This window comes from Geodermatophilus sp. SYSU D00779 (assembly GCF_054050595.1).
Map to the genome: position 1 here is coordinate 1 of NZ_JBJGZQ010000020.1, position 23,729 is coordinate 23,729.

The 23,729-nt window shown below is 73.5% G+C and carries 28 protein-coding genes; 7 read left to right on the top strand and 21 right to left on the bottom strand.

The genetic code is table 11. The features are described 5' to 3' along the window. Positions 1-89: 89 nt before the first annotated feature. The 20 genes from ACI79G_RS16260 to ACI79G_RS16355 form a co-directional block, all read right to left on the bottom strand. Positions 90-569 (bottom strand): flagellar basal body-associated FliL family protein, encoded by a 480-nt coding sequence (locus ACI79G_RS16260; protein WP_456882155.1) that lies wholly within the window; start codon positions 567-569, stop codon positions 90-92. Beyond that, the gene (locus ACI79G_RS16265) at positions 562-1,503 is read right to left on the bottom strand and encodes a flagellar motor protein MotB (RefSeq protein ID WP_456882156.1); all 942 of its coding nucleotides are present in this window, start codon (positions 1,501-1,503) and stop codon (positions 562-564) included. Before ACI79G_RS16265 ends, ACI79G_RS16260 begins: the two co-directional genes overlap by 8 nt. Further along, entirely contained in the window at positions 1,500-2,270 is a 771-nt protein-coding gene (locus ACI79G_RS16270; protein ID WP_091223351.1) for a flagellar motor protein, read from the bottom strand. The genes ACI79G_RS16265 and ACI79G_RS16270 overlap by 4 nt, the downstream gene beginning before the upstream one ends. Before the next feature lie 3 nt (positions 2,271-2,273). Then, the gene (locus ACI79G_RS16275; protein ID WP_456882157.1) at positions 2,274-2,558 is read right to left on the bottom strand and encodes a flagellar FlbD family protein; all 285 of its coding nucleotides are present in this window, start codon (positions 2,556-2,558) and stop codon (positions 2,274-2,276) included. Positions 2,559-2,830: 272 nt separating this feature from the next. After that, positions 2,831-4,057, bottom strand: a complete 1,227-nt coding sequence (locus ACI79G_RS16280) for a flagellar hook protein FlgE (RefSeq protein WP_456882158.1) — start codon at positions 4,055-4,057, stop codon at positions 2,831-2,833. A gap of 92 nt (positions 4,058-4,149) precedes the next feature. Next, complete coding sequence (locus ACI79G_RS16285) at positions 4,150-4,572, bottom strand: flagellar hook capping FlgD N-terminal domain-containing protein (RefSeq protein ID WP_456882159.1); 423 nt, start codon at positions 4,570-4,572, stop codon at positions 4,150-4,152. A gap of 16 nt (positions 4,573-4,588) precedes the next feature. Further along, on the bottom strand, positions 4,589-5,914 hold the full coding sequence (locus ACI79G_RS16290; RefSeq protein WP_456882160.1) for a flagellar hook-length control protein FliK: 1,326 nt from the start codon (positions 5,912-5,914) through the stop codon (positions 4,589-4,591). Then, on the bottom strand, positions 5,911-6,885 hold the full coding sequence (locus tag ACI79G_RS16295; RefSeq protein ID WP_456882161.1) for a transglycosylase SLT domain-containing protein: 975 nt from the start codon (positions 6,883-6,885) through the stop codon (positions 5,911-5,913). Before ACI79G_RS16295 ends, ACI79G_RS16290 begins: the two co-directional genes overlap by 4 nt. Next, a complete protein-coding gene (locus ACI79G_RS16300; RefSeq protein WP_456882162.1) occupies positions 6,873-7,328 on the bottom strand; it encodes a flagellar export protein FliJ in 456 nt (151 codons plus the stop codon). Before ACI79G_RS16300 ends, ACI79G_RS16295 begins: the two co-directional genes overlap by 13 nt. Further along, complete coding sequence (locus tag ACI79G_RS16305) at positions 7,325-8,629, bottom strand: FliI/YscN family ATPase (RefSeq protein ID WP_456882163.1); 1,305 nt, start codon at positions 8,627-8,629, stop codon at positions 7,325-7,327. Before ACI79G_RS16305 ends, ACI79G_RS16300 begins: the two co-directional genes overlap by 4 nt. Further along, the gene (locus tag ACI79G_RS16310) at positions 8,626-9,381 is read right to left on the bottom strand and encodes a FliH/SctL family protein (RefSeq protein WP_456882164.1); all 756 of its coding nucleotides are present in this window, start codon (positions 9,379-9,381) and stop codon (positions 8,626-8,628) included. The genes ACI79G_RS16305 and ACI79G_RS16310 overlap by 4 nt, the downstream gene beginning before the upstream one ends. Then, positions 9,365-10,450 carry a flagellar motor switch protein FliG gene (gene fliG / locus ACI79G_RS16315; RefSeq protein WP_456882165.1) on the bottom strand — a complete coding sequence of 362 codons (1,086 nt, stop codon included), beginning with the start codon at positions 10,448-10,450 and terminating at the stop codon, positions 9,365-9,367. Before fliG ends, ACI79G_RS16310 begins: the two co-directional genes overlap by 17 nt. Continuing rightward, a complete protein-coding gene (gene fliF, locus ACI79G_RS16320) occupies positions 10,447-12,045 on the bottom strand; it encodes a flagellar basal-body MS-ring/collar protein FliF (protein WP_456882166.1) in 1,599 nt (532 codons plus the stop codon). The genes fliG and fliF overlap by 4 nt, the downstream gene beginning before the upstream one ends. Next, positions 12,045-12,374, bottom strand: coding sequence for a flagellar hook-basal body complex protein FliE (fliE, locus tag ACI79G_RS16325; RefSeq protein WP_456882167.1), 330 nt, complete (start codon positions 12,372-12,374; stop codon positions 12,045-12,047). Before fliE ends, fliF begins: the two co-directional genes overlap by 1 nt. Before the next feature lie 2 nt (positions 12,375-12,376). Then, positions 12,377-12,781 carry a flagellar basal body rod protein FlgC gene (locus ACI79G_RS16330; RefSeq protein WP_012947182.1) on the bottom strand — a complete coding sequence of 135 codons (405 nt, stop codon included), beginning with the start codon at positions 12,779-12,781 and terminating at the stop codon, positions 12,377-12,379. Next, complete coding sequence (locus ACI79G_RS16335; RefSeq protein WP_456882168.1) at positions 12,781-13,128, bottom strand: flagellar basal body rod protein FlgB; 348 nt, start codon at positions 13,126-13,128, stop codon at positions 12,781-12,783. Before ACI79G_RS16335 ends, ACI79G_RS16330 begins: the two co-directional genes overlap by 1 nt. A gap of 376 nt (positions 13,129-13,504) precedes the next feature. Continuing rightward, positions 13,505-13,864 carry a hypothetical protein gene (locus tag ACI79G_RS16340; RefSeq protein ID WP_456882169.1) on the bottom strand — a complete coding sequence of 120 codons (360 nt, stop codon included), beginning with the start codon at positions 13,862-13,864 and terminating at the stop codon, positions 13,505-13,507. After that, the gene (gene fliS, locus ACI79G_RS16345; protein WP_456882170.1) at positions 13,861-14,247 is read right to left on the bottom strand and encodes a flagellar export chaperone FliS; all 387 of its coding nucleotides are present in this window, start codon (positions 14,245-14,247) and stop codon (positions 13,861-13,863) included. The genes ACI79G_RS16340 and fliS overlap by 4 nt, the downstream gene beginning before the upstream one ends. 62 nt (positions 14,248-14,309) lie before the next feature. Continuing rightward, entirely contained in the window at positions 14,310-15,710 is a 1,401-nt protein-coding gene (gene fliD / locus ACI79G_RS16350; protein ID WP_456882171.1) for a flagellar filament capping protein FliD, read from the bottom strand. Positions 15,711-15,815: 105 nt separating this feature from the next. Next, positions 15,816-16,649, bottom strand: a complete 834-nt coding sequence (locus ACI79G_RS16355; protein WP_456882172.1) for a flagellin N-terminal helical domain-containing protein — start codon at positions 16,647-16,649, stop codon at positions 15,816-15,818. A gap of 339 nt (positions 16,650-16,988) precedes the next feature. Here ACI79G_RS16355 and ACI79G_RS16360 point away from each other — a divergent pair, with 339 nt between their 5' ends. Next, on the top strand, positions 16,989-18,068 hold the full coding sequence (locus tag ACI79G_RS16360; RefSeq protein WP_456882173.1) for a glycosyltransferase family protein: 1,080 nt from the start codon (positions 16,989-16,991) through the stop codon (positions 18,066-18,068). 95 nt (positions 18,069-18,163) lie between these two features. Here the strand turns inward: ACI79G_RS16360 and ACI79G_RS16365 are convergent, their stop codons facing one another. After that, positions 18,164-19,015, bottom strand: coding sequence for a sigma-70 family RNA polymerase sigma factor (locus ACI79G_RS16365; protein ID WP_456882174.1), 852 nt, complete (start codon positions 19,013-19,015; stop codon positions 18,164-18,166). A 320-nt stretch (positions 19,016-19,335) separates the two neighbouring features. Here ACI79G_RS16365 and ACI79G_RS16370 point away from each other — a divergent pair, with 320 nt between their 5' ends. From ACI79G_RS16370 to ACI79G_RS16395, 6 genes are all read left to right on the top strand, one after another. Continuing rightward, entirely contained in the window at positions 19,336-19,821 is a 486-nt protein-coding gene (locus tag ACI79G_RS16370) for a flagellar protein FlgN (RefSeq protein WP_456882175.1), read from the top strand. Then, positions 19,818-21,266 (top strand): flagellar hook-associated protein FlgK, encoded by a 1,449-nt coding sequence (gene flgK, locus ACI79G_RS16375; RefSeq protein ID WP_456882176.1) that lies wholly within the window; start codon positions 19,818-19,820, stop codon positions 21,264-21,266. The genes ACI79G_RS16370 and flgK overlap by 4 nt, the downstream gene beginning before the upstream one ends. Positions 21,267-21,270: 4 nt before the next feature. Then, on the top strand, positions 21,271-22,167 hold the full coding sequence (flgL, locus tag ACI79G_RS16380; RefSeq protein ID WP_456882177.1) for a flagellar hook-associated protein FlgL: 897 nt from the start codon (positions 21,271-21,273) through the stop codon (positions 22,165-22,167). Next, positions 22,164-22,568 carry a flagellar assembly protein FliW gene (fliW, locus tag ACI79G_RS16385; RefSeq protein WP_456882178.1) on the top strand — a complete coding sequence of 135 codons (405 nt, stop codon included), beginning with the start codon at positions 22,164-22,166 and terminating at the stop codon, positions 22,566-22,568. The genes flgL and fliW overlap by 4 nt, the downstream gene beginning before the upstream one ends. Before the next feature lie 54 nt (positions 22,569-22,622). Next, on the top strand, positions 22,623-22,985 hold the full coding sequence (csrA, locus tag ACI79G_RS16390) for a carbon storage regulator CsrA (protein ID WP_456882179.1): 363 nt from the start codon (positions 22,623-22,625) through the stop codon (positions 22,983-22,985). A 201-nt stretch (positions 22,986-23,186) separates the two neighbouring features. Further along, positions 23,187-23,651: a hypothetical protein gene (locus tag ACI79G_RS16395; RefSeq protein WP_456882180.1), complete on the top strand. Its 465-nt coding sequence runs from the start codon at positions 23,187-23,189 to the stop codon at positions 23,649-23,651. Positions 23,652-23,729 lie beyond the last annotated feature (78 nt).

A 23,729-nucleotide genomic window follows, 5' to 3' on the forward strand; every position in this document is an offset into this window, starting at 1 on the left:
CTGACCGGCGGCGCGGGGCGCTGCCGGTCAGGGCGGACGGGTGTGACAGGTGGTGCGGGAGGGGCTCCCCGAGCGGGCGCCCCCGGTGGTCACTGGGTGACGTACTCGGTGAGGTAGACGTGCATGACCATCGGGACGCCGTCCTCGGTGTAGGCCTCGATGATCTTCTGCTCCAGGGCCTCCTTGAGCGCGTCGCGGGCGCCCACGACGTCGGCCGGCTGGGCCTGGGAGTAGGTCGAGATCAGCAGGTCGAGCGCCTTGGACCCGTCGACCCCGCCGCCGCCGTGCCCGCCGGCGGCGGCTTCCGCGGTGTACTCCAGGGTGATGCCGATCTTGAGGTAGCCGCCGCCGGCGAGGTTCACGGCGACCGGCTCCAGCGCGGTGTACCCGCCGTGCACGGGCTCCGCGGCGGCCTCGGCCTCGCCGCTGCCGGCGAACAGGAAGAAGTACGCCGCACCGGCGACCGCGAGCACCGCGACCAGGCCGATGACCAGCAGCTTCTTCCTGCCGCCGCCCGTGGCCTCGCCGTCCTCGGGCGTCTCGTCCTTCTTGCTCTTCTTGTCAGCCATGGGTGTCCTCCTGGGGGGTGCCGGCGTCGGTCGTCCCGGCGTCAGTGGTCCCGGTGTCGAGGCCGGGGAGCAGTTCCTTGGCCTCGGCCGAGGCGTCGGACAGGACCACCACGTCGACGCGGCGGTTCACGGAGACGGAGTTGGGGTCCGTCGGCGGGACGAGGGGCCGGGTGTCGGAGTAGCCGTTGGCGACCATCCGGGCGCCCGGGACTCCGTCGGTCGTCAGGTACCGGACGACGGTGGTGGCGCGGTAGGCCGACAGCTCCCAGTTCGACGGCCACGGCCCGCCCGGGGTGACCGGCAGGTGGTTGGCGTGGCCCTCGACGCCGAGGGAGTTGGGCAGGTCGCGCAGGGTGGGGGCGATCGCGTCGAGCAGCTGCCGGCCCTCGGGTCGCAGCACCGCCTCCTCGGCGTCGAACAGCACCTGGTCGGCCACGATGTGCACGACCAGCCCCCGCTCGTCGATCTCGAAGCGGGCCGCACCGGCGTGGCCGGCGGCGGCCAGCGCGGCCTCGATCCGCTCCCGCACCTCGGACAGGTCCTGGTACTCGGCCTGCGCCTCGGCCGCGACCTGCTGGGCCTCGGCGAGCGCGGCCTGTGCCGCGGCGGCGTCGACCTCCGCCTGCTCGACCGTCTGGTCAGGGGCGATCGCCGAGGCGATGTCGATCGCGCCCGGCAGGCCGTCGAGCACCGAGCCCTCCGGCGTCGCCCCGGGCTGCGCGGTGATGGGGCCGCCGAGGCTCGCGGACAGGCCCTGGGCGAGGGCGGCGAACTTCTCCTTGTCCACCTGGCTCATCGCGAAGAGCACCACGAACAGCACGAAGAGCAGCGTCATCATGTCCGCGTAGGACACCATCCACCGCTCGTGGTTCTCGTGCTCCTCCTCCTCGTGCTTCTTGCCGCGGCGGCGGCCGCCGTGCCCGCCGGAACTCACGCGGCCTCCTTGGCCAGCTCACTGGGCGGGATGAGGGAGTTGAGCTTGAGCCGGACGGCGCGCGGGCTGGTGCCGGCCTGGATCTCGGTGATGCCCTCGACCAGCAGCTCCATCTGCGCGGCCTGCAGCTCGCTGACCCGCAGGATCTTGGCGCCCATCGGCAGGAACCAGAAGTTGGCGGCCATGACACCCCAGAGAGTGGCGACGAACGCGGAGGCGATCATGGGGCCCAGGGACGACGGGTCGTTGAGGTTGGCCATCACGTTCATCAGGCCGACGATGCAGCCGACGATGCCGATGGTCGGGGCGTAGCCGCCCATCGTGTTCATGAACTTGGCGGCGACCTTGTCCTCGGCCTTCTTGGCGGAGATCTCGCTCTCGAGGACGGCGCGCAGCTCCTCCGGGTCGGTGCCGTCGATGCCCATCTGCAGGCCGCGCTTGAGGAACGGGTCCTCGATGGCCTTGACCTGCGCCTCGAGGGCGAGCAGGCCCTCCTTGCGGGCCCTCTCGGCGAGGCTGACCAGGGTCTGGATCTGGTCGGTGGCCGGTGGCACCTTGGCCGGCATCACGGCCAGCTTGAACCAGCCGGGCAGCTTCTTGAGGTCGTCCATCGTCTGGCCGGACATCGCCGCGCCGAAGGTGGCGACGATGACCAGCACGATGGCCGGGAGGAACAGCAGCGACGACGGGTCGGAGCCCTCCATGACCATGAACACCAGGAGGGCGACCAGCGAGACGACGAACCCGATCAGGGTGGCGGGGTCCACGGGTCAGCGCTCCTCGCGGGCCGGGAAGGGGACGACGGCGGCGCGCGCCTCGACCTCCTCCGCGCGGGACGGCGAGCAGTAGGTGCCGCGGTCCATCTCGTAGGCGGTGGCCAGGATGCTGGCGCGGTACTCGCGGATCTCCACGAGGACCTCCTCCACGCTCTCCGAGACGACGTACTTGGTGCCGTCGACCAGGAACAGGACGGTGTCGGGGTGGCCCTCGACCCGCTCGACGAGGTCGGGGTTGAGCGCGAACCGCTCTCCGTTCAGGCGCGTCACACGGATCACGGGAGGTCCTCTTGCTCGATCGGGGAGGGGGAGGCGGCGACCGCTCGGGCAGGCTGCCGGTCTGCAGTTGTCTTCGGCGTGGCGCGGGCGCGCCTTGAGCCGAACGGGGCGCCTCACCCCCGTGGGTGAGGCGGGTGACCTGCGGGGATCCCGGGACGCACGGACGACGGCGGCCCGGCCCCTCGCGGAGGAGGGACCGGGCCACCGGGACGTGCTGGAACGGCCTCTCTGCCCCCGCGCTGAGCTCGCGAAGCGCGGGGGCAGAGAGGTCCTTACCGCTTCAGGTTCACCAGGTCTTGCAGCACCTCGTCGGAGCTGGTGATGACGCGGCTGTTCGCCTGGAAGCCGCGCTGGGCGACGATCAGCCCGGTGAACTCCTCGGCCAGGTCGACGTTGGACATCTCCAGCGCGCCGGCGATGAGGGAACCGCGGCCGCCACCGGCGGGCTCGCCGATGGCCGGCTGCCCGGAGTTGTCGCCGACCCGGAAGGAGCTGTTGCCGGCCTTCGCCAGGCCGGCCGGGTTGGCGAAGGTGGCCAGGGCCAGCTTGCCGATCGGCTCGCGCAGGTTGTTGGAGTAGACGCCCATGATCGTGCCGTCGCCGCTGAGCGAGATCGACTGCAGGCTGCCCATCGCGTTGCCGTCCACCCGCGCCGGCGTCAGCCCGGACGGTCCGCCGAACTGGCGCAGGTCGGCCAGGTCGATGGTGATCTGGCCGGGCCAGCTGCCGGCCATGGAGGCGTGCGGGGTGATCTGGAAGGTCCGCGAGGCGGGCGGCAGGGTGCCCGCGACCGGGTCGAACGCCAGCGGGCCGGCGGTGCTGGCGAGGACGTTGTCGTTCTCGTCCCGGGCGACGACGTTCCAGGCGTTGTCGCCGGTCTTGGTGAACGACAGGCTGATCTGGTGCGCCGTCCCCAGGGCGTCGTACATGGTCATCTGGGTCTGCACGCCGGTGCCGGTGGCCGTCCCGCTGGACAGGTTGCCCACCACCGCGCCGGTGTCGGTCTCGGTGGGCTGCATGACGTCGCCGAACGGGACGGTCAGCTGCCGGATCGGGCCGTTGGTGTCGACCACGCCGTCGGTCGCCATCCAGCCCTGCAGCAGGGCGCCGTCGGGGGTGACCAGGTTGCCTGCGCCGTCGTAGCTGAACGAGCCGGCGCGGGTGTAGAGCTGCTCGTTGCCGGCCTGGGTGATGAAGAAGCCGTCGCCGCTGATCATGAAGTCGGTCGAGCGGCCGGTGTTCTGGGCCGAGCCCTGCTCGAAGTTCGTGGTGATGCCGGCGACCTTCACGCCGAGGCCGACCTGGGCCGGGTTGGTGCCACCGGCCTGCGCCGTCGGCGCCGAGCCGTTGCGGATGACCTGGGACAGCGTGTCCTCGAAGACCGTCGTGCTGCTCTTGTAGCCGACGGTGTTGACGTTGGCGATGTTGTTGCCGGTGACGTCGAGCTTGGTCTGGTGGGCGCGCAGACCGGCGATCGCGGAGTTCATGGAACGCAGCACGGGGTGCTCCTCTCAACAGGGTGATCAGGGGTGGCCCCCTTGCAGGGCCCCGCCGTGAGCGTGCGAACGGTGGGGGGCAAGGGGGTCCTTACTCAGCGCGTACCGGGCAGCGAGACCTCGGTGAGCCGGCCGAGCGGGACGTCGACGCCGTCGACGACCGCGCTGGGCTCGTCGCCGGTGATCTTCACCGAGCCGACGGTGCCGGTGACCGTGGCGCCGTCCTCGCCGGTGTAGCTCACCGTGTGGCCGACGAGGGCGCCGGCGGACAGCGAGCGCTGCAGCGCCACCAGCGAGGCGTTCTGCGCGGCGATCTCCTCGAGCTTCTCCACCTGGGTGAACGTCGCGGTCTGGGACATGAACTCGGTGGTGCTCGCCGGGCTGTTCGGGTCCTGGTAGCGCATCTGGGCGACCAGCAGCTGCAGGAACACGTCCTTGCCCATCTGGTCGGTGCGGGTCACCGTGCTGGTGGCGGGTGTGCCGGCGGCGCCGCCCACCCCACCGAGGGGACTGGTCATCGGTCGGTCGCTCCTCTCAGACCCGGACGTCCAGGCCGGACGACGGGATGGCGGTGGTCCCGGGGGCGGGACGGCCCGGGTCTGCCTCGGCGCCGCGCAGCCACGGCCGGCCGCGGCCGTCGGGCTGCCCCTGCTGGCCGGCCCGGTCACCGGCGGCGTGCTGCTGGGCCGAGGCCCACGACGCCCCGGCGTCCCGGTCGACCGAGGCGTTGGTGCAGGTCAGACCGGCGCCGGCCAGGTCGCGGCGCAGGTCGGGCAGGGCGTCGAGCAGCGCGGCGCGGCCGGCCTCGGTCGCGCTCTTGAGCGCGAGGTCGACCGAGCCCTGGCTCAGGGTCACCTGGACCTCGACCGGCCCGAGGGTCTCGGGGGTGAGCACCAGGGTCATGGTGTGCGTGCCGTCCGGGGCGGAGCGCAGGACGGCGACGTGCTGCGCGACCTGACCGGCGACCGGCGGCGCCGCGGGGGCGGCCGGCTCGGCGGTCGCGACCGGGGTCGCCGCCGGGACGGCGGGAGCGGGCACCGCGGCGGTCGGCGCGGCGGTGGCGGCCGGGGCGGGCGCCGGGGCGTCCTGGTCGGGGGTCGCGCCGGGGTCGGTGCCCGCGCCCTCGGCCGCAGCCGGGGCGGCGGCCGGCTGGGGGAGCGGGACGACGCTGTCCGGGGCCACGAGCTCCGGCGCCGTCGGGGTCCCGGGCACGTCCGCAGCGGCGAGCACGACGGTGACCCCGGGGAGCGGGTCGGCCGTGGCGGTCGCCGGGGTCGGCCCGGGGGTGGCGGGCAGGACGGCGTCGGCTGCCGGCGCGTCCGGGACGGGGACCGCACCCGCCGGGAGGCCGGCCGGGGTGGGCGCGGGGACGTCGGCGGGCGGTGCCGCCGCGGGGACGCCGTCCGGGACGCCGCCGGGGACGACGGGCGGCGGGACCACGGTGCCGACCGCGACGGCGTCGGTCACCGGGACGGCCGCGGAGCCGGCGGTCGCGTGGTCGGCGGCGTCCGCCGGTCCGGAGGCGCCCGGTCCGATGCCGGTGAGCAGCGCCCACAGGCTCGGCGGCATGCCGGCGCCGGCCACGGGCGGCTCGGTGGCGGGCACCTCGCCGTCCGGGATCTCGGCGACCGGGGTCCCGGCGACCGGGGTCTCGGCGACCGGTTCGGCGGCGGTGTCCTCGGCCTCCGCGGCGCGCTCGCGGCCGCGGGGGCCGTCCTGCCCGCGCGACACCGCGTCGTCGAGGGCGGTCGCGAAGCGCTCGGCCCGGCCGGGGGCGTCGGTCGCGGCCGTGGGGTGGGTGGGGGAGGACGGAGCGGCCGACGCGGGCGCCGGTGCGGCCATCACCAGGGGTGTCGTCATCGGAGGGCCTCTGCCTTGCTCATCACGCTGCGCACGTAGTCCTGGGTCTCGGAGTAGGGCGGGATGCCGCCGTGGCGGCGGACGGTGCCGGGCCCGGCGTTGTAGGCGGCCAGGCCCAGCTCGGTGGAGCCGAACTGCCGCGTCAGGTCGGCGAGGTAGCGGGCCGCGCCGTCGACGGCCGAGGCCGGGTCGAACGGGTCGACGCCGAGACCCCGGGCGGTCGCGGGCATGAACTGCATGAGGCCCTGCGCACCGGCGGGGGAGACCGCCGAGGCGTCGAAGCCGGACTCCTGCTGCGCCACCGCGGCGAGCAGCGCCGGGTCGACGCCGTGCCGGCTGCCGGCCCGGGTGAACAGGTCGGCGTACGGCACGCCGGACAGCGACGCGCCGCCCGCCGTCCCGGACACCGCGGACGCCGACTCCGCGGGCAGCACCCGCCGGATGACCGCCGGGTTGCCGACGTCCTGGACCTTGACGACCTCGCCGGCCTGCGGGGCGGCGATCATCTTGCCGTCGCCGACGTAGATGCCGACGTGGTCGATCCCGGGCCTCCCGGGGGAGTGGTCGAAGAACACCAGGTCGCCGGGGCGGGCGTCGGCCAGCGAGGCGACCGCGGTGCCGGCGGTGGCCTGCTGCGAGGACGTGCGCGGCAGGTCGATGCCGAGGTTGCCGTACACGAGCTTGGTGAAGCCGGAGCAGTCCAGGCCCTTGGCCGGGTCGGTGCCACCCCACAGGTAGGGGACGCCGAGGTACCTGCGCGCCTCGGTGACGACCCTGTCCTCGAGGGCACTGCCCGACGAGGCGCTGCCGGCGCCGGCGGTGGCCGTCACCGCGGAGGTCGCGCCGGTGCCGGTGAGCCCGGCGGCGGTGGCGGCCGCGGTCCAGTCGGCGGAGGCCGCCGGGCGGGGCGCGACGAGGAAGCGGGCCTGGATCTCGCTGATCCGGGACTGCACCGCGGTCAGTCCGTCCACGCCGCCTCCCCGTCGGTGCGGGTGCGGCGGCCGGAGCGGCCGGTGACGAGGTCGTCCACGGTCCTCTCCTCGGCAGCCTGCTCGGCCAGTCGCACCGCCTGGAGGTGTCGTTCTCGCAGTCGTTCGAGGCCCTTGGTGCGCTGGGCGGCCGACGTCCAGGCCGCGCGGACCAGCTCGGCCTGCTCGGCGGACGCGGTGGCGAGGGCCCGCGCCGCGGCGGCGTCCTCGGCGGCCAGCCGGCCGAGCACCATGGCGGCGGCGAAGGCGCCGGGGGAGACCGGGCCCGTGGGCAGCACCGCGGCCACCGCGGCCTCGGCCTCGGTGGCGCGGCGGTCGGCGTCGGCGGCGGCACGCGCGGCCTCGGCCGCGGCCAGGGCGGCCGCCCGCTCCTCGGTGCGGCGCAGCTCGAGGACCGGCTGCAGCCGGAAGGCGGCCCGCTTCACGAGCGGACGATGCGGTTCAGCCAGGCCCACGAGTCGCCGGCCGGCGTGAGCTCACCGGTGGGCTGCTGCAGGAACGCCTCGATGGCCGGCGCCAGCTGGCGGGCGCGGTCGACCAGCGGGTCGGACCCGGCCTGGTAGGCGCCGATCTCGATGAGCTCCTTGACGTCGCGCAGCGCGCCCATGAGGCGGCGCACCTCGCGCGCGTCGGCCATCTGCGCCGGCGGGACGACGGCGGTGGCCACGCGGGAGATCGACTCGAGCACGTCGATCGCCGGGAAGTGGCCGGCGGTCGCGAGCTTGCGGGTGAGGACGACGTGCCCGTCGAGGATGGAGCGGGCGGTGTCGGCGATCGGCTCGTTGTGGTCGTCGCCGTCCACGAGCACGGTGTAGAGGCCGGTGATCGAGCCGACCGACGCCGTCCCGGCCTTCTCCAGCAGCTTGGGCATCATCGCGAAGACGCTCGGCGGGTAGCCGCGGGTCGCCGGGGGCTCGCCCGCTGACAGGCCGACCTCGCGCTGGGCCATCGCGGTGCGGGTGATCGAGTCCATCATCAGCAGCACGTCGCGGCCCTGGTCGCGGAAGCCCTCGGCGATGCGGGTGGCGACGAACGCCGCCTTCAGCCGCACCAGCGGCGGCTCGTCGGAGGTCGCGACGACGACGACGGTGCGCGCCATGCCGTCGGCGCCGAGGTTCTCCTCGAGGAACTCGCGCACCTCGCGGCCACGCTCCCCGATCAGGCCGATGACCCGGACGTCGGCGTCGGTGCCGCGGGTGATCTGGGCCAGCAGGGTCGACTTGCCCACGCCGGAGCCGGCGAAGATGCCCAGCCGCTGGCCCTTGCCCAGGGGCACCATCGTGTCCAGCACCCGGACGCCGGAGGTCAGCGGCTCCTCGACGCGGGTGCGCGCCAGCGCGTGCGGGGTCTCGCTGGCCAGGTCGACCCACTCCAGGGACCGGTCCAGCGGCGGGCCGCCGTCCACCGGCCGGCCGAGGCCGTCGAGCACCCGGCCCAGCAGCGCCTCACCGACCGGCACCTGCAGCGGCATGCCCGTGGCGCGCACCCGCGCGCCGGCGTGCACGCCGGAGAGCTCACCGAGCGGCATGCAGGTCAGCCGCTCCCGGGAGACGGCGACCACCTCGGCCAGCAGGCCGCCGCGCGGCGACGGGTTGATCTCCACCAGGTCACCGACGGCGGCGACGACGCCCTCGACGGAGAGGGTCAGGCCCATCGCGCCGACGACCGAGCCGGTCACCTGCGGGCGGGCCGCCGCACGGGCGCGGTCGAGCAGGCCCAGTGTCACGGCGCCAGCACCGCCCGCACCCGCTCCAGCGCGGCGCCCAGCTGGGCGTCGACGCGGGTGGGACCGGTCTCGGCGACGGCGCCCGCCCGCTCGACGGAGAGGTCGCCGACCACCCGCACCGTGTCCGGCAGCTCGGCCAGCGCCTCGGCGGGCAGCTCGGCGAGGTCGTCGGGGTGCAGCCGGACGACGGTGGGCGCGTCGGCCGGGCACAGCGTCAGCGCCCGGCGGACGGCGTCCACCACGGGGGAGTCGGCGAGCGCGAGCTCGCGGCACAGCACGTCCTCGACCAGGGTCAGCACGATGGTGATCACCGAGTCGCGCACGTCCTCGGCGACCGGCACGGCGGCCTGCTCGAGCTGGGTGACCGCCGCGCCGAGCGCCGCGGTGACCGAGACCATCCGCCGCTCCCAGCGGGCCTGGACCTCGGCCAGCCGCGCCTCGGCGGCCCGCTCGGCCTCGACGACCACGGTCTCCGCGGCCGCGCAGCCCTCGGCGTGGCCGGCGGCGTACCCCTCCTGGCGGGCGTGCTCGCGCAGCCGGGCCAGCTCCTCGGCGTAGACGTCGCCGAGCCGGAACGACGTCCGGTCGGGGGTGACCGGCACGTCCGCGGCGCGGCGCACCGAGCCCCGCCGGTCCCCGGTGCGCCGGTCGGTGGTACGCCGCTCGTCGGTGGTCTGTCCCGGCCGGACCCAGGGCGCGGCCCGCTCGGCGGACTCCCCGCGCAGGAGCGCGGACTCAGGCGACGAACTCATCGTCACCGCCGCGCGAGATGGTCAGCACGCCCTGCTCCTCGAGGGTGCGGATGACACCGACGACCTTGGCCTGCGCCTCCTCGACCGTGCGGGTGCGGACCGGGCCGAGCAGCTCGATCTCCTCGGCGAGGTTCTCCGCGGCACGCTCGGAGAGGTTCCGGACGACCTTGTCGCGGACGTCGGGGCGCACGCCCTTGAGCGCGGTGGCCAGGTCGTTGGCCTCCACCTCGCGCAGCACCAGCTGCAGCGAGCGGTCGTCGATGGTGACGATGTCCTCGAAGACGAACATCTGCGCGCGGACCTGCTCGGCCAGCTCCGGGTCGGTGCTGTCGAGCCACTCGAGGATCGAGCGCTCGGTCGGCCGCGGCGAGCGGTTGATGATCTCGACGAGGGTCTCGACGCCGCCGACGGTGCTCATGTCCTGGTGGGCGAGCAGCGACCCCATCCGGCGGCCGAGCTCCTCCTCCACCAGGCGGACCATCTCCGGGGAGGTGCGGTCCATGGTCGCGATCCGGTGCGCGACGGCGGCCTGCTGCTCCGGCGCGAACCCGGAGAGGACCTCGGCCGACTGCGCGGCGGTCAGGTGGGCGAGCACCAGCGCGATGACCTGCGGGTGCTCGTCCTTGAGGAAGGTGACCAGCTGACGGACGTCGGCGTTGCGCAGCGAGGCGAAGGGCACCTCGGTGTAGACGACGTTGAGCCGGGACAGGATGCCGTCGGCCTTGTCCTCGCCGAGGCCGGCCGCGAGGATCTCGCGGGCGAACTCGACGCCGCCGCGCCCCACGAACCGCTGGGCGGTCATGAGGTGGTGGAACTCCTCGAGGACGCCGTCGACGTCGTCCGGCTCGACCGAGCCGAGCTTCATCAGCTCGCGGGTCAGCATCTCGACCTCGCGCGGGCGCATCTTGGCCAGCAGCGCGCCGGCCTCCTCCTTGGACAGCTGGGCGATGAAGACCGCGGCCTTGCGCAGGCCCGGCAGTTCCTTGCGCTCCCGCACCGCGGGGAGGACGGCGGTCTGCGCGGCCGCGGGGGCCATGCCGACCATCTGCTCGACGGACGCCAGGGTCACGACTTCACACCGCTCTCGCTCAGCCAGCCGCGCAGCATGGCGGCCACCTCGTCCGGCTTCTCGCTGACCATCGTGGAGATCTCGCCGCGGACCCGGGCCCGCTCGGCGGCCTCCAGCTCCCGGGTGGCGTCGTCGACGACCGGCACGGCCCGCGTGCTCTCGATGCGGATCCGGTCGAGCTCGGCCATCACGTCGTCGGCGAGCTCCAGCGCCTCGTAGTCCTCCTCCTCGTCGTCGTCCTGCTTGCGCCGCGAGCGCAGCCAGACGACGAGGACGAGCAGGGCGATGCCGAGGGCGATGCCGCCGGTGCGGATCAGCGACCACATCTGGGCCTGCTTCTCGGCCTCCTGGGCGGCCTCGAGCTCGGCTGCCGCGGCGTCGGCGGCGGTCGTGTCGAACTGCATGGCGGCGACGGTGATGTCGTCGCCGCGCGCGACGTCGAGGCCGACGGCGTTGCCGACGAGCTGCTGGATCTGCGCCTGGTTGAGGTTGCCTGCGACGGCGTCGTCCATGACGACGGAGACGGTGAGCCGGTTGATCCGCCCGGGCGCGCCCTCGACGGTCTCGACGGTCGTGCCGACGGCGTTGTTCGCGGTCGTCGACTCCTTGTTGTACGTGGAGTTCCCGGTGCCGGCTCCGGCGTCGGCCTGGTTCTCGGGCCCGAGGATGCCGCCGACGGCGGCGCCGTTGCCGGTGTACTCCTCGGTCGTCGTGCTCTCCGAGATGGGCGGGGTGCCCTGCTCGTAGGTGTGCGTCTCCGAGGTGGTGCTGCGCTGGTCGAGGTCCACGTCGGCCCGGACCGACACCTTGGCGCGGCCGGGGCCGAGGATGGGGTCGAGGACGGCCTGCGCGTTGGCGGCCAGCCGGTCCTCGTAGTCCTGCTCCAGCTGCGAGCGGGCGTCGCCGGCCGCGGTGGTCACGCCCTGGCCGGGCGCCGAGAGCACCGTGCCGGTGGCGTCGGCGACGGTGACCTGGTCGGGGTCCATGCCCTCGATGCTCGAGGAGACCAGGTTGGTCACCGCCTGCACCTGGCCGCTGTCCAGCGTGGTGCCCGGCGCCAGGTCGAGCAGCACCGAGGCGGTGGGCTCGGCCTCGTCGGAGGCGAACACCTCCTCCTCGGGCAGGGCGACGTGGACGACGGCGGTGCGCACGCCCTCCAGCGACTCCAGGGTCGCCGACAGCTCGTCCTGCAGGGCCCGCTGGTAGGTGACCTGCTGCTGGAACTCGCTGGTGGTGATGCCCTGCTCGTCGAGCAGCGCGTACCCGGTGTCGTTGCCCGCGGGCAGGCCCTTGCCGCTCATCGACAGCCGCAGGTCGTAGACCTGCTCGTTCGGGACCATGATCGTCCCGCCGCCGTCGGCCAGCTCGTAGGAGACGCCGGCCGCGTTGAGCTCGTCGACGATCGCCGACGCGTCGGTCGAGGCCAGGTTCGAGAACAGCGGGGCGTAGGTGGGGGCCGTGATCCACCGGTAGAAGAAGAACCCGCCGAGGACCAGCCCGAGACCGAGCAGGCCGATGACGACCTTCTGGCCGAGGCTGATCGTGGAGAGCGCGGAGCGGATCCGCTCCAGCGGCCCGGCGAGGGCAGCAGGCATCAGACCGGCATCCTCATGATCTCGTTGAAGGCCTCGACGGCCTTGTTCTTGATGGTCACGACCATGTCGGTGGCGAGCTTGGACTCGTTGGCCGCGATCATGTAGTCGTGCACGTCACGCAGGTCGCCGGTGGCGGCCTGGACGGCGAGGCCGTCGGAGGTCGACTGCTTGGCCTGCAACTCCTCCAGCGAGGACACCAGGGCCGAGGCGAAGCCGTCGCCGCCGGCCGCGGTGGTCTGCGGAACGTCCGGCGTGGCCACCGCCCCGGTGACCCCGGACAGGCCGGTGATCGCCGTGGGGAACGAGATGCCGCCGATGGGGGACGTCATGGTCAGCCCTTCCCGAGCTGGAGTGCGGCCTGGTAGGCGGTGGTGGCCCGCTCGACGACGGCGAGGTTCGCCTGGTAGCCGCGCTGCGCCATGATCAGCTGGGTCATCTGGTCGCCCAGGTCGATGTCCGGGTACCTCACGTAGCCGTTGGCGTCGGCGAGCGGGTGGTCCGGCTCGTGGACCATCCGGCCCTCCGCGCTGCCGTACTCGGCCCGGGCCACGCGGACGCCGCCCTCGCCGGAGCCGTAGTCGACGGCCTGCGCCACGATCAGCCGCTCCTGGAACGCGTCCTGGTCGGTCGAGGTGACGTTGTTGATGTTGGCGATGTTGTCCGAGACGGCGTCCAGCCACTTGCGGTGGACGAGCAGCCCGGACCCGGAGATGCCCAACGAGTCGAAGGTGCTCATCACGCGGTCCGCAGGGCGGTGCGCAGCACGTCGTACTTGCCGCCGAGGGCGTTGAGCGCCAGCTGGTAGCGCAGCCCCGTCTCGGTGGCGATGACGGTCTCGGCGTCGAGGTTCACGTTGTTCCCGTCCATCCGGGTCGGCTCCAGGGAGCGGCGGACCGTGCCGGTCGTGGCGGTCGGCGTCTGACCGCTCGCGAGAGCGCCGCGCAGGCCGCTCTCGAAGTCGACGCGGCCGGCCAGGAAGCCAGGGGTCTGCAGGTTCGCGATGTTGTCGGCGGTGACCCGCTGCCGCTGGGCGAGCCCGGACAGGGCGGAGTGCAGGGCCGACGAGGTGACGTCGCCGATCACCGGGCGGTTCCTCGGGCAGGGCAGCAGGACACGATCGGCCTCCGGGTACGCAGGAGACACTCGCGAGCGAGTGAGTGGTTCGCCGATCCGTGGCGAGAGGTGCGCTTTCCGTGCTCTGCAGTCATCGGCACGGCCCGGCGGGCCCCTGACCGACGGGGTCCCACGGGAGGGGTGCGAGTACGCCGGTGGGGTGGACGTGCCGACTGTGACTCGCGGTGCGTCACGGGGCGGACGGGTCACGACAGCGCCGTCCCGTCCCAGCAACGACGACGCCCCCCGGAGCGCCGGGTGCCGGCGCCACGGGGGGCGTGGGAAGAGGACCCCGTCCTCCTCACCCCTCGCACGCTCGGGGTGAGCCTCGGGACGGGGCCGGGGGTCAGAGGGCCCGGTCGATGTAGGAGGCGACCGGGCGGGGCGGGCCGTAGGACATCCGGGCGGCGACGTCGCGCTGCCGCCGGGACTGGATGATCCGCTCGACCAGCTCCTCGGCGACGGCCAGCTGGTGCTGCAGCAGCCGCGCCGCGCGCTCGCGGAGGTCCTCGGGCACCGGGCCCAGGGACGACGAGGGCGGGACCCAGTCCGCGGCCCGGCGTCCCCAGGCGGCGATCTCGTCCTCGCGGTCGGCCCTGAGGGTGGACTCGGCGGCCAGCACCTCGCCCTCGAGCTCGTCGAGGACGGTCGCCCAGTCGCGGGACGCGTCCCCGCCGCCGGCCGCCGCGGGGCGACCGGGGGTCATGCGCTGGAGGTGGCGAGGGTGGCGGCGGCCTGCCGCCACGCGTCGCGGAGCGGCTCGGCGATCTGCCGGCAGGCGGCGACCCGGTTGCGGTCGCGCTTGACGCCGGCCTGCACCAGCTCGGTGATCATCCAGCTGTAGAGCGCGGCCAGCCGCGGTCCGCCCTCCCAGGCGTCGACCCGCAGGCTCTCGCGGAGCTCGAAGACGATGTCCTGCGCGTGCTGGATCTGCGCGGCGGCCTCGGTGCGGTCCCCGGTGTCGAGAGCCATCTCGGCGCGCTCCAGGTCGAGCACGAGCCGGTCGTAGAGCATCACGAGGATCCGCTGGGGGGACGCCGTCGCGACCGAGTCGCCGAGGTAGCGGGAACGGAGGGAGGCGGTGCTCATCAGGTGCGTCTCCTGGGGGAAGCGGGGGAGTACTAGGAGGATCGGCCGGGCGGGCCTCGTCTTCAGCCGGACAGCCCACCGAGCTGGCCGGCCAGCCAGCTGGACTGGTTCTTCAGCGAGCTCAGCGCCGTCTCCATGGCGGTGAACTGGCGGGTCAGCGTCTCCCTGCGGGTGGCCAGGCGCAGGTCCCAGTCGGCGATCCGCGTCTTGAAGTCGTTGACCAGGGTGTCCCGGCCCTGCGCGAGCAGGGTCAGCGTGCCGGTGGTCGAGTTCGTCGTCTGCGTGGTCAGCGCCTCCAGGCGCTGGCTGATCCCGTCGACGGCCGCTTGGGCGTCGACGGCCGGGGTGGTGGCGGTGGCCGGCTGGGCGTCGACGGCCGGCGCGCCGGCGAACATCCGTTGCACGGTGTCGGGGTCCGAGGCGAGCTTGGCGAGGAACGTCGCCTCGGTGAACTTCACCGTGCCGTCGCGGGTCAGCTGGATGCCGACGGCTCCGGGGGAGCCCGCCCCGCTCACGGCGTCGGACATGGTCTGCAACAGCTGGCTGGTGAGGGTGCGTAGCGTGAAGTCGCCTTTGAGGGCGGCGGTGCTGCCCTTGTCGGAGTTGCCGTGCTGCTTGATGGTGGCCAGCGCGGTGTTGACCGCGTCGACCAGCGTCTTGACCTTGGCCGCGACGGACTTCGGGTCCTCGCCCACCTCGACGACAGCGGCCCCCTTCTCGGCGACGGTGACCGACACGCCGGTCATCAGGTCAGTGAAGGTGTTGGTGGACGACACGACCTGGACGCCTCCCAGGTCCAGCGCCGCGTTCGTGGCCAGCGAGGTCTGGGTGAAGGCAGCCCCCGCCGTGGTCGCCACCTCGAAGTCGCCGTCCGCGCCGGAGGTGGTGCTGGTCAGCTGGAGGCGGTACCCGTTGCCGGTGTTCACCGCGGTGGCACGGACGCCGGCGTCCGGCAGGCCGTTGATGTACGCGACCGTCTGCGCCAGTGTCGCGCCGGCGGGCGGGGTCAGGTCCGTCTCGGTGCCGTCCGGTCGGCTGATCGTCAGCGGCCACGGCGAGGGCGCGGGGGTGGCGGCGTCGGCGCCGGTCGGCTTGCGGACGTCGGTGTTCGTGGAGGCCCAGCCGGCGCCGCTGAGGTAGCTGGCGGTCGAGGCCAGGGACGTGACCGTGAAGCTCAGCCGGCTGCCGGGAACGGCGGTCGTCGTGGCGCTTGCGGTCACCGACGTGGTGCTGCTGGTCGCGGTCCGGGCCGCAGCGAGGCCCTGGGTGCTGAGGGCCGCGGCGGCGGTGCGCACGGCGTCGACCTTGGTGTTGACCTCGCGGTAGGCATCGGCCGCGTCCTGCGCCGCGGTCATCTGGGTCTTGAGCCGGGTCTGCGGCAGGGCCTCAGCCGCGACGAGCTGGGAGACGAGGGACGTCGTGTCCAGGCCGGAGATCAGGCCGTCGACGCTCAGGCTGACCATGGGTTCCTCCAGGCGGGGTCAGGGGTGGGTACGCCAGTGAGGGGGGAGGCTGAGCCTCCCCCCTCACCGGGTGGTGCTAGACGTCCAGGCGCTCGGGGACCGAGGTCACCGGAGGAGCTGCAGGACGCCCTGCGAGCTCTGGTTGGCCTGGGCCAACATCGCCGTACCGGCCTGCGACAGGATCTGCGACCGGGTGAAGGACACCATCTCCTCGGCCATGTCGGTGTCGCGGATGCGGCTCTCCGACGCGGTGAGGTTCTCGACGGTGGCGTTCAGGTTGTTGATCTTGTGCTCGAGCCGGTTCTGCACCGCACCGAGCTTGGCGCGCTGCTCCGAGACGACGCCAATGGCCGCGTTGACGGAGGAGATCGCCGCCGAGGCGTTGGCGTACGTGTCGATGGTGCTCGAGTTGATGGACAGTGCCGACGTGGCCATGCTCGAGACGCTCAGCGACAGGGTCTCGCCGGCGTTCGACCCCACCTGGAAGAGCTTGCCGCCCGCGGCCGAGCCGTAGGACCCGTCGAGCAGCTTGGTGCCGTTGAAGGTGGTGAGCTTGGCGATGTCGTCCAGCTCGGACTTCAGCGCCTTGAACTCCTCGTTGGCCTTGGCCTTGTCGGTGTCCGTGAGGGCACCGTCGTTGGACGCCTGCACCGCGAGGTCACGCATGCGCTGCAGGATGGAGTGCGTCTCGGTGAGCGCACCCTCAGCGGTCTGGACGACGGAGATGCCGTCCTGCGCGTTGCGGACGGCGACCTTGAGGCCACCGATCTGCGAGCGCAGGCCCTCCGAGATGGCCAGGCCGGCGGCGTCGTCGGCGGCCCGGTTGATGCGCAGACCGCTGGAGAGCTTCTCCAGCGACTTGCCCATCGCGTTGTCCGTCACGTTCAGGTTGCGGTAGGCGTTGAACGCGGCGATGTTGTTGTTGACGCGCAGACCCATGGTGTTCCTCCTTGGAATCGGGTCGTATCCGGGAAACCGCTGCATCCGTGCTGCGGCCTTGCACGAGTGGTTTCGGCGCGGCGGCGGAGGATCTTGAGGCGAACCGGGATTTTTTCGCGCACCGCTCTGCGGTCCGCGGGGCGGGATGGACGGGTGTGGCGTCCGGGGGTGGCGGCGCGGCGTGTCACCGCTGGTCGGCCTGGCGCCGCGGTCAGGGTGGCCCGGCTGAGGAGTCGCCTCCTGCGACGTCCTCGCTCGACCAGATCCCCGTCCGGCGCCTGTGGCCCCGGCGATGTAGCTGGCGCTCGACGCCCGAGCGCCGTGAGGACGTCTGCTGCCATGAACGTGCTCTTGTCCCACACGATGTTCACCGGGTCGCTCTTCCACCGCATGGCCGAGCCGGCGCGGGCGGTCGCCGAGGCCGACCTCGGTATCGAGGTGACCGTCCAGCGGGGTCTCAGGACGGTCATGGGACCCGACCCGGACGACCCCGCGGGTCCGCTCGTCGTCCGCGAGGTCGACGCCCAGGGCGCCGACGTCGTCGTCCTCCAGCTGCCCAAGACCCGGGAGATGCTCGACTGCCTGCGGCTGCTGCAGGCCCAGGGCGTCGCCGTCGTCGTCGAGATGGACGACCACCTGTCCGCCCTGCCACCGGGCCACCAAGCGCACGAACTCCTCATCCGCAGGGGCGTGGGGCGCATCGCCGAGGCCTGCGCCAGGGAGGCCGACTTCGTGACGGTGTCCACCCCCAACCTGCTCAAGGAGTACGGGCACCGCGGGCACGCCATGGTGGTGCCCAATGCGATCCCCCGCAGGCTGGCGGAGCTGCCACCGGCCTATGAGCGCGGGCCCGAGGTCCTGACGATGGGCTGGACCGGGACCGTGGGGACGCACCCCTACGACCTGCAGGAGATGGGATCCGGGCTGCAGCAGGCGCTGGACCGGACCCGCGGCCGGAGCCGGTTCGCGATCATGGGGCAGGCCGGGAACGCGCGCGAGATGCTGCGGCTGTCCGAGGACCCGGTCGAGATCCCGTGGGTCGAGGACGTCGACGACTACGCCGCCGCGGTCGGCGAGCGCTTCGACATCGGTGTCGCACCGCTGCGGATCGACACCTTCAACAACTGCAAGAGCTGGCTCAAGGTCCTGGAGTACTCGGCGCGCGGCGTCTTCGCCGTCCGGGCGCCGAGTGCCGAGTACGAGCGACTGGGTCTGGGTTACCGCGCCAAGCGCCCTCGCGACTGGGCCGCGGGGCTCACCAGGGCGATCGAGGACGCCGACTGGCGCCGGGAGCAGGCCGCGGCCAACCGCGAGCGGGTGCTGGCGTCCCACCTGACCGAGCACACCGCAGAGCTGTGGGCCACCGCCTGGCGCACCGCGCGGGAGAAGCGCTCCCGCGCCGACCGCATCGGGGCGTGACGCAGGGCCCCGCCCGGGGCCACCCCCCCGGACGCAGAGCGCCCCGGGTCCTCGACGAGGACCCGGGGCGCTCCGGCGTTCCGGTGGGACCGGGCTCAGGCGCTCCAGCCGGTCGCCGTCACCCACGGGTTTCGGCGCGGCGGGACGGCCGCGGGACGGGAGGTGGGCAGCGGAGGGGCCGCGGCCGGCGGTGCGTTGCGGCCGGCGACCCGGTCGACGTAGGAGCGCTGCTGGTTGCGGGCGCGCACCCCGCCGTCCGCCGGCACGGCCCTGCCCTCCCACACCTCGCTCATCGCCGCGTGCAGCAGAGTCAGCGCGCGGGCGCGCATCTGCGAGACGCGGGAGAGCGTGACGCCCAGGTCGGCGGCGATGTCAGTGAGCGACTCGCCACCGAAGAAGTTGCGCTCCACGACCTCGTCGAGCCGGTCGGGCAGCTGACGGATCGCCTCGTGCAGGTACCGGGACCGCTCGCTGCGCAGCAGGGCCCGCTCCGGCGACTCCCCGGTGTCGGGGAGGTCCAGGGAGGTGCCGTCCGGGCCGGTCTCCGCGTCGATGCTCACCATGACGGCGCGGTGGACGTCGACCTGCAGCGAGTCCAGCTCGCTGGTGGCCATGCCGAGACTGGCGGCGAGCTCCTCGCGCGTCGGCGGGCGGCCCAGCTGGATGGCCAGCGCGTCGGCCGCCGCGTCGGTGCGCCGGGCGGCGGCCCGCACCGAGCGGCTGGCCCAGTCGCCGGAGCGCAGCTCGTCCAGGACAGCGCCCTGCAGCCGGGCCAGCGCGTAGGTCGCGAACGAGGCGCCCGCGGACGGGTCGAACCGCCGCGCCACCTCGACCAGCGCCACCCGCGCGCAGGACAGCAGGTCCTCGCGGCTGACGTGCGCGGGCAGCGAGATGCGTGAGGCGACCGCGTTGACCGCGAAGGCGGCCAGCGGGAGGTGCTCGGTCACCAGGGAGTCGACGTCCCTCGGGGGGACGGCGCTCGGGGTGGTGTCCCGCGTCGCCACCGGCCGGGCGGGGACGCCGGCGACCGGGGCGACGGGGTGGCGCGAGGCAGAGGCACGGGACCGCACGGTCGCCTGGGCACGCGATGGGCTCACACACCCCTTCTCGGCAGGCCCGGGCCCGGTCGGCACCCCCTGGTCGGCACGGACCCGTCCGGACTCGATCGCTCGGCTCAAGGCGCCCCGGGGGATGCCGAAGGTGCTCCTGAGAACCCGCCGGCAGCACCGACGCCTGCCGCGGGGAGATGCGGAAGGACGGTGGGGGCGTGGACTACCAGCACCTGTCGACGTTGCTGTGGCGCGAGCAGGAGCTGCTGGACCTGCTGCTGTTCAAGGCGGAGGAGAAGCAGTACCTGATCGTCACGGGCAAGACCCGCTGGCTGTCGCGGATCGCGCACGAGATCGAGGTCGTGCTCGACCAGCTGCGCACCCTCGAGGTCGAGCGGGCGGCTGCCACCGAGGTGATGGCCGAGCGGCTGGGCGTGGGCGTCAACCCCTCGCTGCGCAAGCTCGCCGATGTGGCGCCGGCCCCGTGGAACGACCTGTACGCCAAGCACCACGAGACGCTGTTGGTGCTCGTGACGGAACTGCGCGGGCTGGCCGACAGCAACCGCGAGCTGATCGAGGGCGGGCTGTCCGCCATCGGCGACGCCCTGCTGTCGGTCCGGGCGCCGTCGGCCGGCACCTACGGCTCGACCGGCCGCAGCGACGAGCGCGCGCACCGCGCGGTCACCCTGGACGGTGCACTGTGAGCTCCACCTTCGGCGGGCTGAACACGGCCCGGACGGCGCTGTGGGCCTCGCAGCGCGGCCTGGACGTCACCGGACAGAACATCGCCAACGTCAACACCGACGGCTACTCGCGGCAGCGCGTCGAGCTGCGCGCCATGGGCGGCACCGCCGTCCCGGCGATCCACTCGGTGAGCAGCCCGGTCGGCAACGGCGTGGACGCCAGTCAGGTCAACCGCATCCGCGACGTGTTCCTGGAACGGCGCGGCCAGGTCGAGACGGCGCGCGCCGCGCAGCTGACCGTCGCCACCGAGGCGCTGACCCAGGTCGAGGCGGCGTTTCGGGAGCCGGGCGACACCGGGATCCGCAGCATGCTCGACGACGTCTGGAAGAGCTTCAGCGCGCTGGCCAACTCCACGGACCCCACCGAGCCGGCCGCCCGCAGCCAGGTGCTCGAGTCGCTGGACGTCCTGGCCTCAGGGATGCGGACCACCCGCGCCGCCCTCGACGAGCAGTGGCAGCAGACCCGCGACAACGTCGTGGCGCTGGCCACCGAGGTGAACACGACGGCGTCCTCCATCGCCGACCTCAACAACCAGATCCGCCAGGCCACCCGGTCGGGGCTGCCCACGAACGAGCTCTCCGACCGTCGCGACCAGCTGGTGATGCAGCTGGCCGAGAAGGTCGGTGCCACCTCGGTGGCCGCGGACGACGGCACGGTCGACGTCCTCGTGGGGGGCACGACGCTGGTCGCGGGCTCGTCGGCCCTCGGCCTGCGCGTGGCCGGGGTCGACGACCCCGGCACGGTCGGCACCGGGAACGACCCGCGGCTGGTCACGGCCCCGGGGGGCACGACGCTCGCGGTCGGCGGCACCGCCGGCGGTCAGCTGAGCGTGCTGACGACGACCCTCCCGAACTACCGCCGGGCGCTCGACGACCTGGCCCGCGACCTGGTGGGCAAGGTCAACGCCGTCCAGGCCCAGGGCTACGACGTCTCCGGCGCGTCGGGGGCGGCCGAGCCGCTGATGGACGACGGCTCGGGCAACCCCGTCGTCGACCTGACCAACGTCAACGCCGGCACCATCAACCTTCGCGTCACCCGGCCCGAGCTCATCGCCGCGGCCACGACCCCTCCCGGCGCCCTCGGGCAGCCCTCGGCGGACGGCGGGAACGCCGACGCGTTCTTCGACCTGAGCCTGGAGGACGGCGGCGTGGACGCCACCTACCGGGCGCTCGTCGTCACCCTCGGCGTCGAGGCCTCGGTCGCCAGCCGGGACCTGACGGTGCAGAAGGTGATCTCCACCCAGGTGGACGCCGCCCGCGAGTCCGTGTCCGGCGTCAACCTCGACGAGGAGATGACCAACATGCTGTCCTTCCAGCACGCCTACAGTGCGGCCGCCCGCATGGTGACCGCGATCGACGAGGCACTGGACACCCTGATCAACCGCACCGGCGTCGTGGGGCGGTGACCTGATGCGCATCACCCACCGAGCCGTCACCCAGACCGCGCTCCTCGGCCTGAACGACAACCTCTCGTCGGTGGCGAAGCTGCAGCAGCAGCTGACCTCCGGGAAGCTGATCAGCGCCCCGTCGGACTCGCCGACCGGGACGAACAAGGCGCTGCAGATCCGCCAGGACCAGAGGGCCGTCGAGCAGTTCGCCAAGAACATCTCCGACGGGCAGAGCTGGCTCGACGCGACCGACACCGCGCTGAACGAGGCCATCGGCCAGGTGCAGCGGGTCCGGGCGCTGACCGTGCAGGCCATGAACGAGGGCGGGGTGTCGACCAGCTCGCAGAAGGCGATCGCCGTCGAGGTCGGTGCCCTGCGGGAGAGCCTCCTCGGCGTGGCCAACTCCAGCATCAACGACCGCGCCCTCTTCGGTGGTGTGACCCAGGGCTCGACGGCATACGCCGGCGACGGCACCTACGTCGGCGCGCCGCCCGTGGGGGAGGGGATCACCCGGCGGGTGTCCAACGCCGACCGGATCCGCATCGACGTCACCGGGCACGAGGCCTTCGGTGTGCCGAGCGCCGGTGAGCCCGACCTGTTCGGCCTCGTCGGGAAGATCGCCGCCGACGTCCAGAGCGCCCCGGACGCGCTGGCGGCCGACCTCGAGAAGCTCGACGTGGCGCTCGAGCGGCTGCTCGGGGCGGCCGCCTCCGTCGGTGCCCGTTCGGCCCGGATGGAGGCCGCCGGCCAGGTCAACACCGACCTGCAGCTGACCCTGGCCTCGCAGCTCGTGGACGTCGAGGACATCGACCTGGCCAAGACGATCATGGAGCTCAACCAGACCGAGGTCGGGTACAAGGCGGCGCTGCAGGCCACCGCCCAGGTGATCCAGCCGACGCTCGTGGACTTCCTGCGATGACGCTCTCCGCCGTCGCGACCCTGCCCCTGCTGTCGATGACCGAGGCGCTGCCCGGTTTCCCGGGCCACCGCGACTACGTGCTGGTGACCGCCGACGGCGACGGCCGGCTGTTCTGGCTGCAGTCGATGGCACCGGAGGGCCCGCGCTTCCTCGCCGTCGACCCGGGCAGGTACTTCCCGGACTACGCCCCGGCCCTGCCCCCGGCCGTGTGCGCGGACCTGGCGCTCGACGACCCGGCGCAGGCGCGGCTGTACTGCCTGGTGACGGTGCCGGCCGAGGGCCCGGCCGCGGCCACGGCCAACCTGCGGGCCCCGCTGGTGGTCAACCCGGCCACCTGGCGTTCCGCGCAGGTCGTGCTGCTCGACGGATCGCATCCCATCCGGCGTCCCCTGCGCCGATAACCACCCAGGCGGCCCGATCAGGACCGCCCAGCCACGGACGGCCACCACACACCCATGGAGGGGTTCCTCGTGCTCACACTCACCCGCAGCGTCGGCGAGACCATCCGCATCGGCGACGACATCGAGGTCCACGTCGTCGAGGTCCGCGGCGGCACCGTCCGCCTCGGCTTCAAGGCCCCGCGGGAGGTGACCATCCACCGCGAGGAGGTCTACCGGCAGATCGCCGAGGCCAACCTGCTGGCGGCGCAGGTCACCGCCGACACCCTCGGCGCGCTGGCCGCCTTCGCCCACGCGGCGGCTCCCGCCGACACGGCGGAGCCGGTCGCCCAGGACGGTCGCGACGCCGAGCCGACCGCCTCGCCCGCCGCGGCTGCCCCGGCCGGTCACGGGCAGGTCACGGAGGGCTCCGCCGGCTGACAGAACTGGCCGGGGTACGGCCCCTCGCCTTTGTGGACTCCTGCTGACCACTGCATCAGGGAGGTCGGGCGGTCCATCGACACGGGCAAGACCTGCCGAAGAGATGCCCTGACATTGCGTATGGCACAGCGAGAGTTGTGCCGGTCGCCGGCTCGTGGATGCGCGAGAGTTGCCCCAAGCACGTCACAGGGGGCGATCACGATGCAGCACAGCGTTATCACTGAGTCCGGCGACCAGGTCGCCGCGGTCGTCGGCTCCGGCACGGAGTCCGACACCGTCGTCGTGCACGTGCAGCTGCGGCCGCGTCGCGGGTCCGCTCGCCGGTGCCTCGCGGCGCTGGCCGAGCTGGCCGGCGCGCACCCCGAGGTGTCCTTCACGCTGACCGGCCTGAGCAAGGACGACCGCGTCGTGCGCGTGACCGTCGGTGTCGAGCTCGGCCCGCGGGCCGCCGTCGCGCGCTTCTCGCCGCAGGCGCAGGCGGCCTACGCGTTCGTCAGCTCGGTCTTCACCACGCTGTACGACCACATGCCGGTCTACACCGTGGAGCCGGGCGAGGCCGAGCGCGCCGCCGCGGCCGACCTCGTGGCCCGTCTCGCGGCCGGCCCGACGGCCGAGGCCGCCGTCCCCGCGCCCCGTCAGCCCGCCGTCGAGACGATCCCGGCCTAGCGCACTCCCGGGCGCCGTCCTCCGGCGCCTGGAAAAGGACCCCCTGCCCCCACCGCTCCCAGGCTCGCGGCGGGCCCC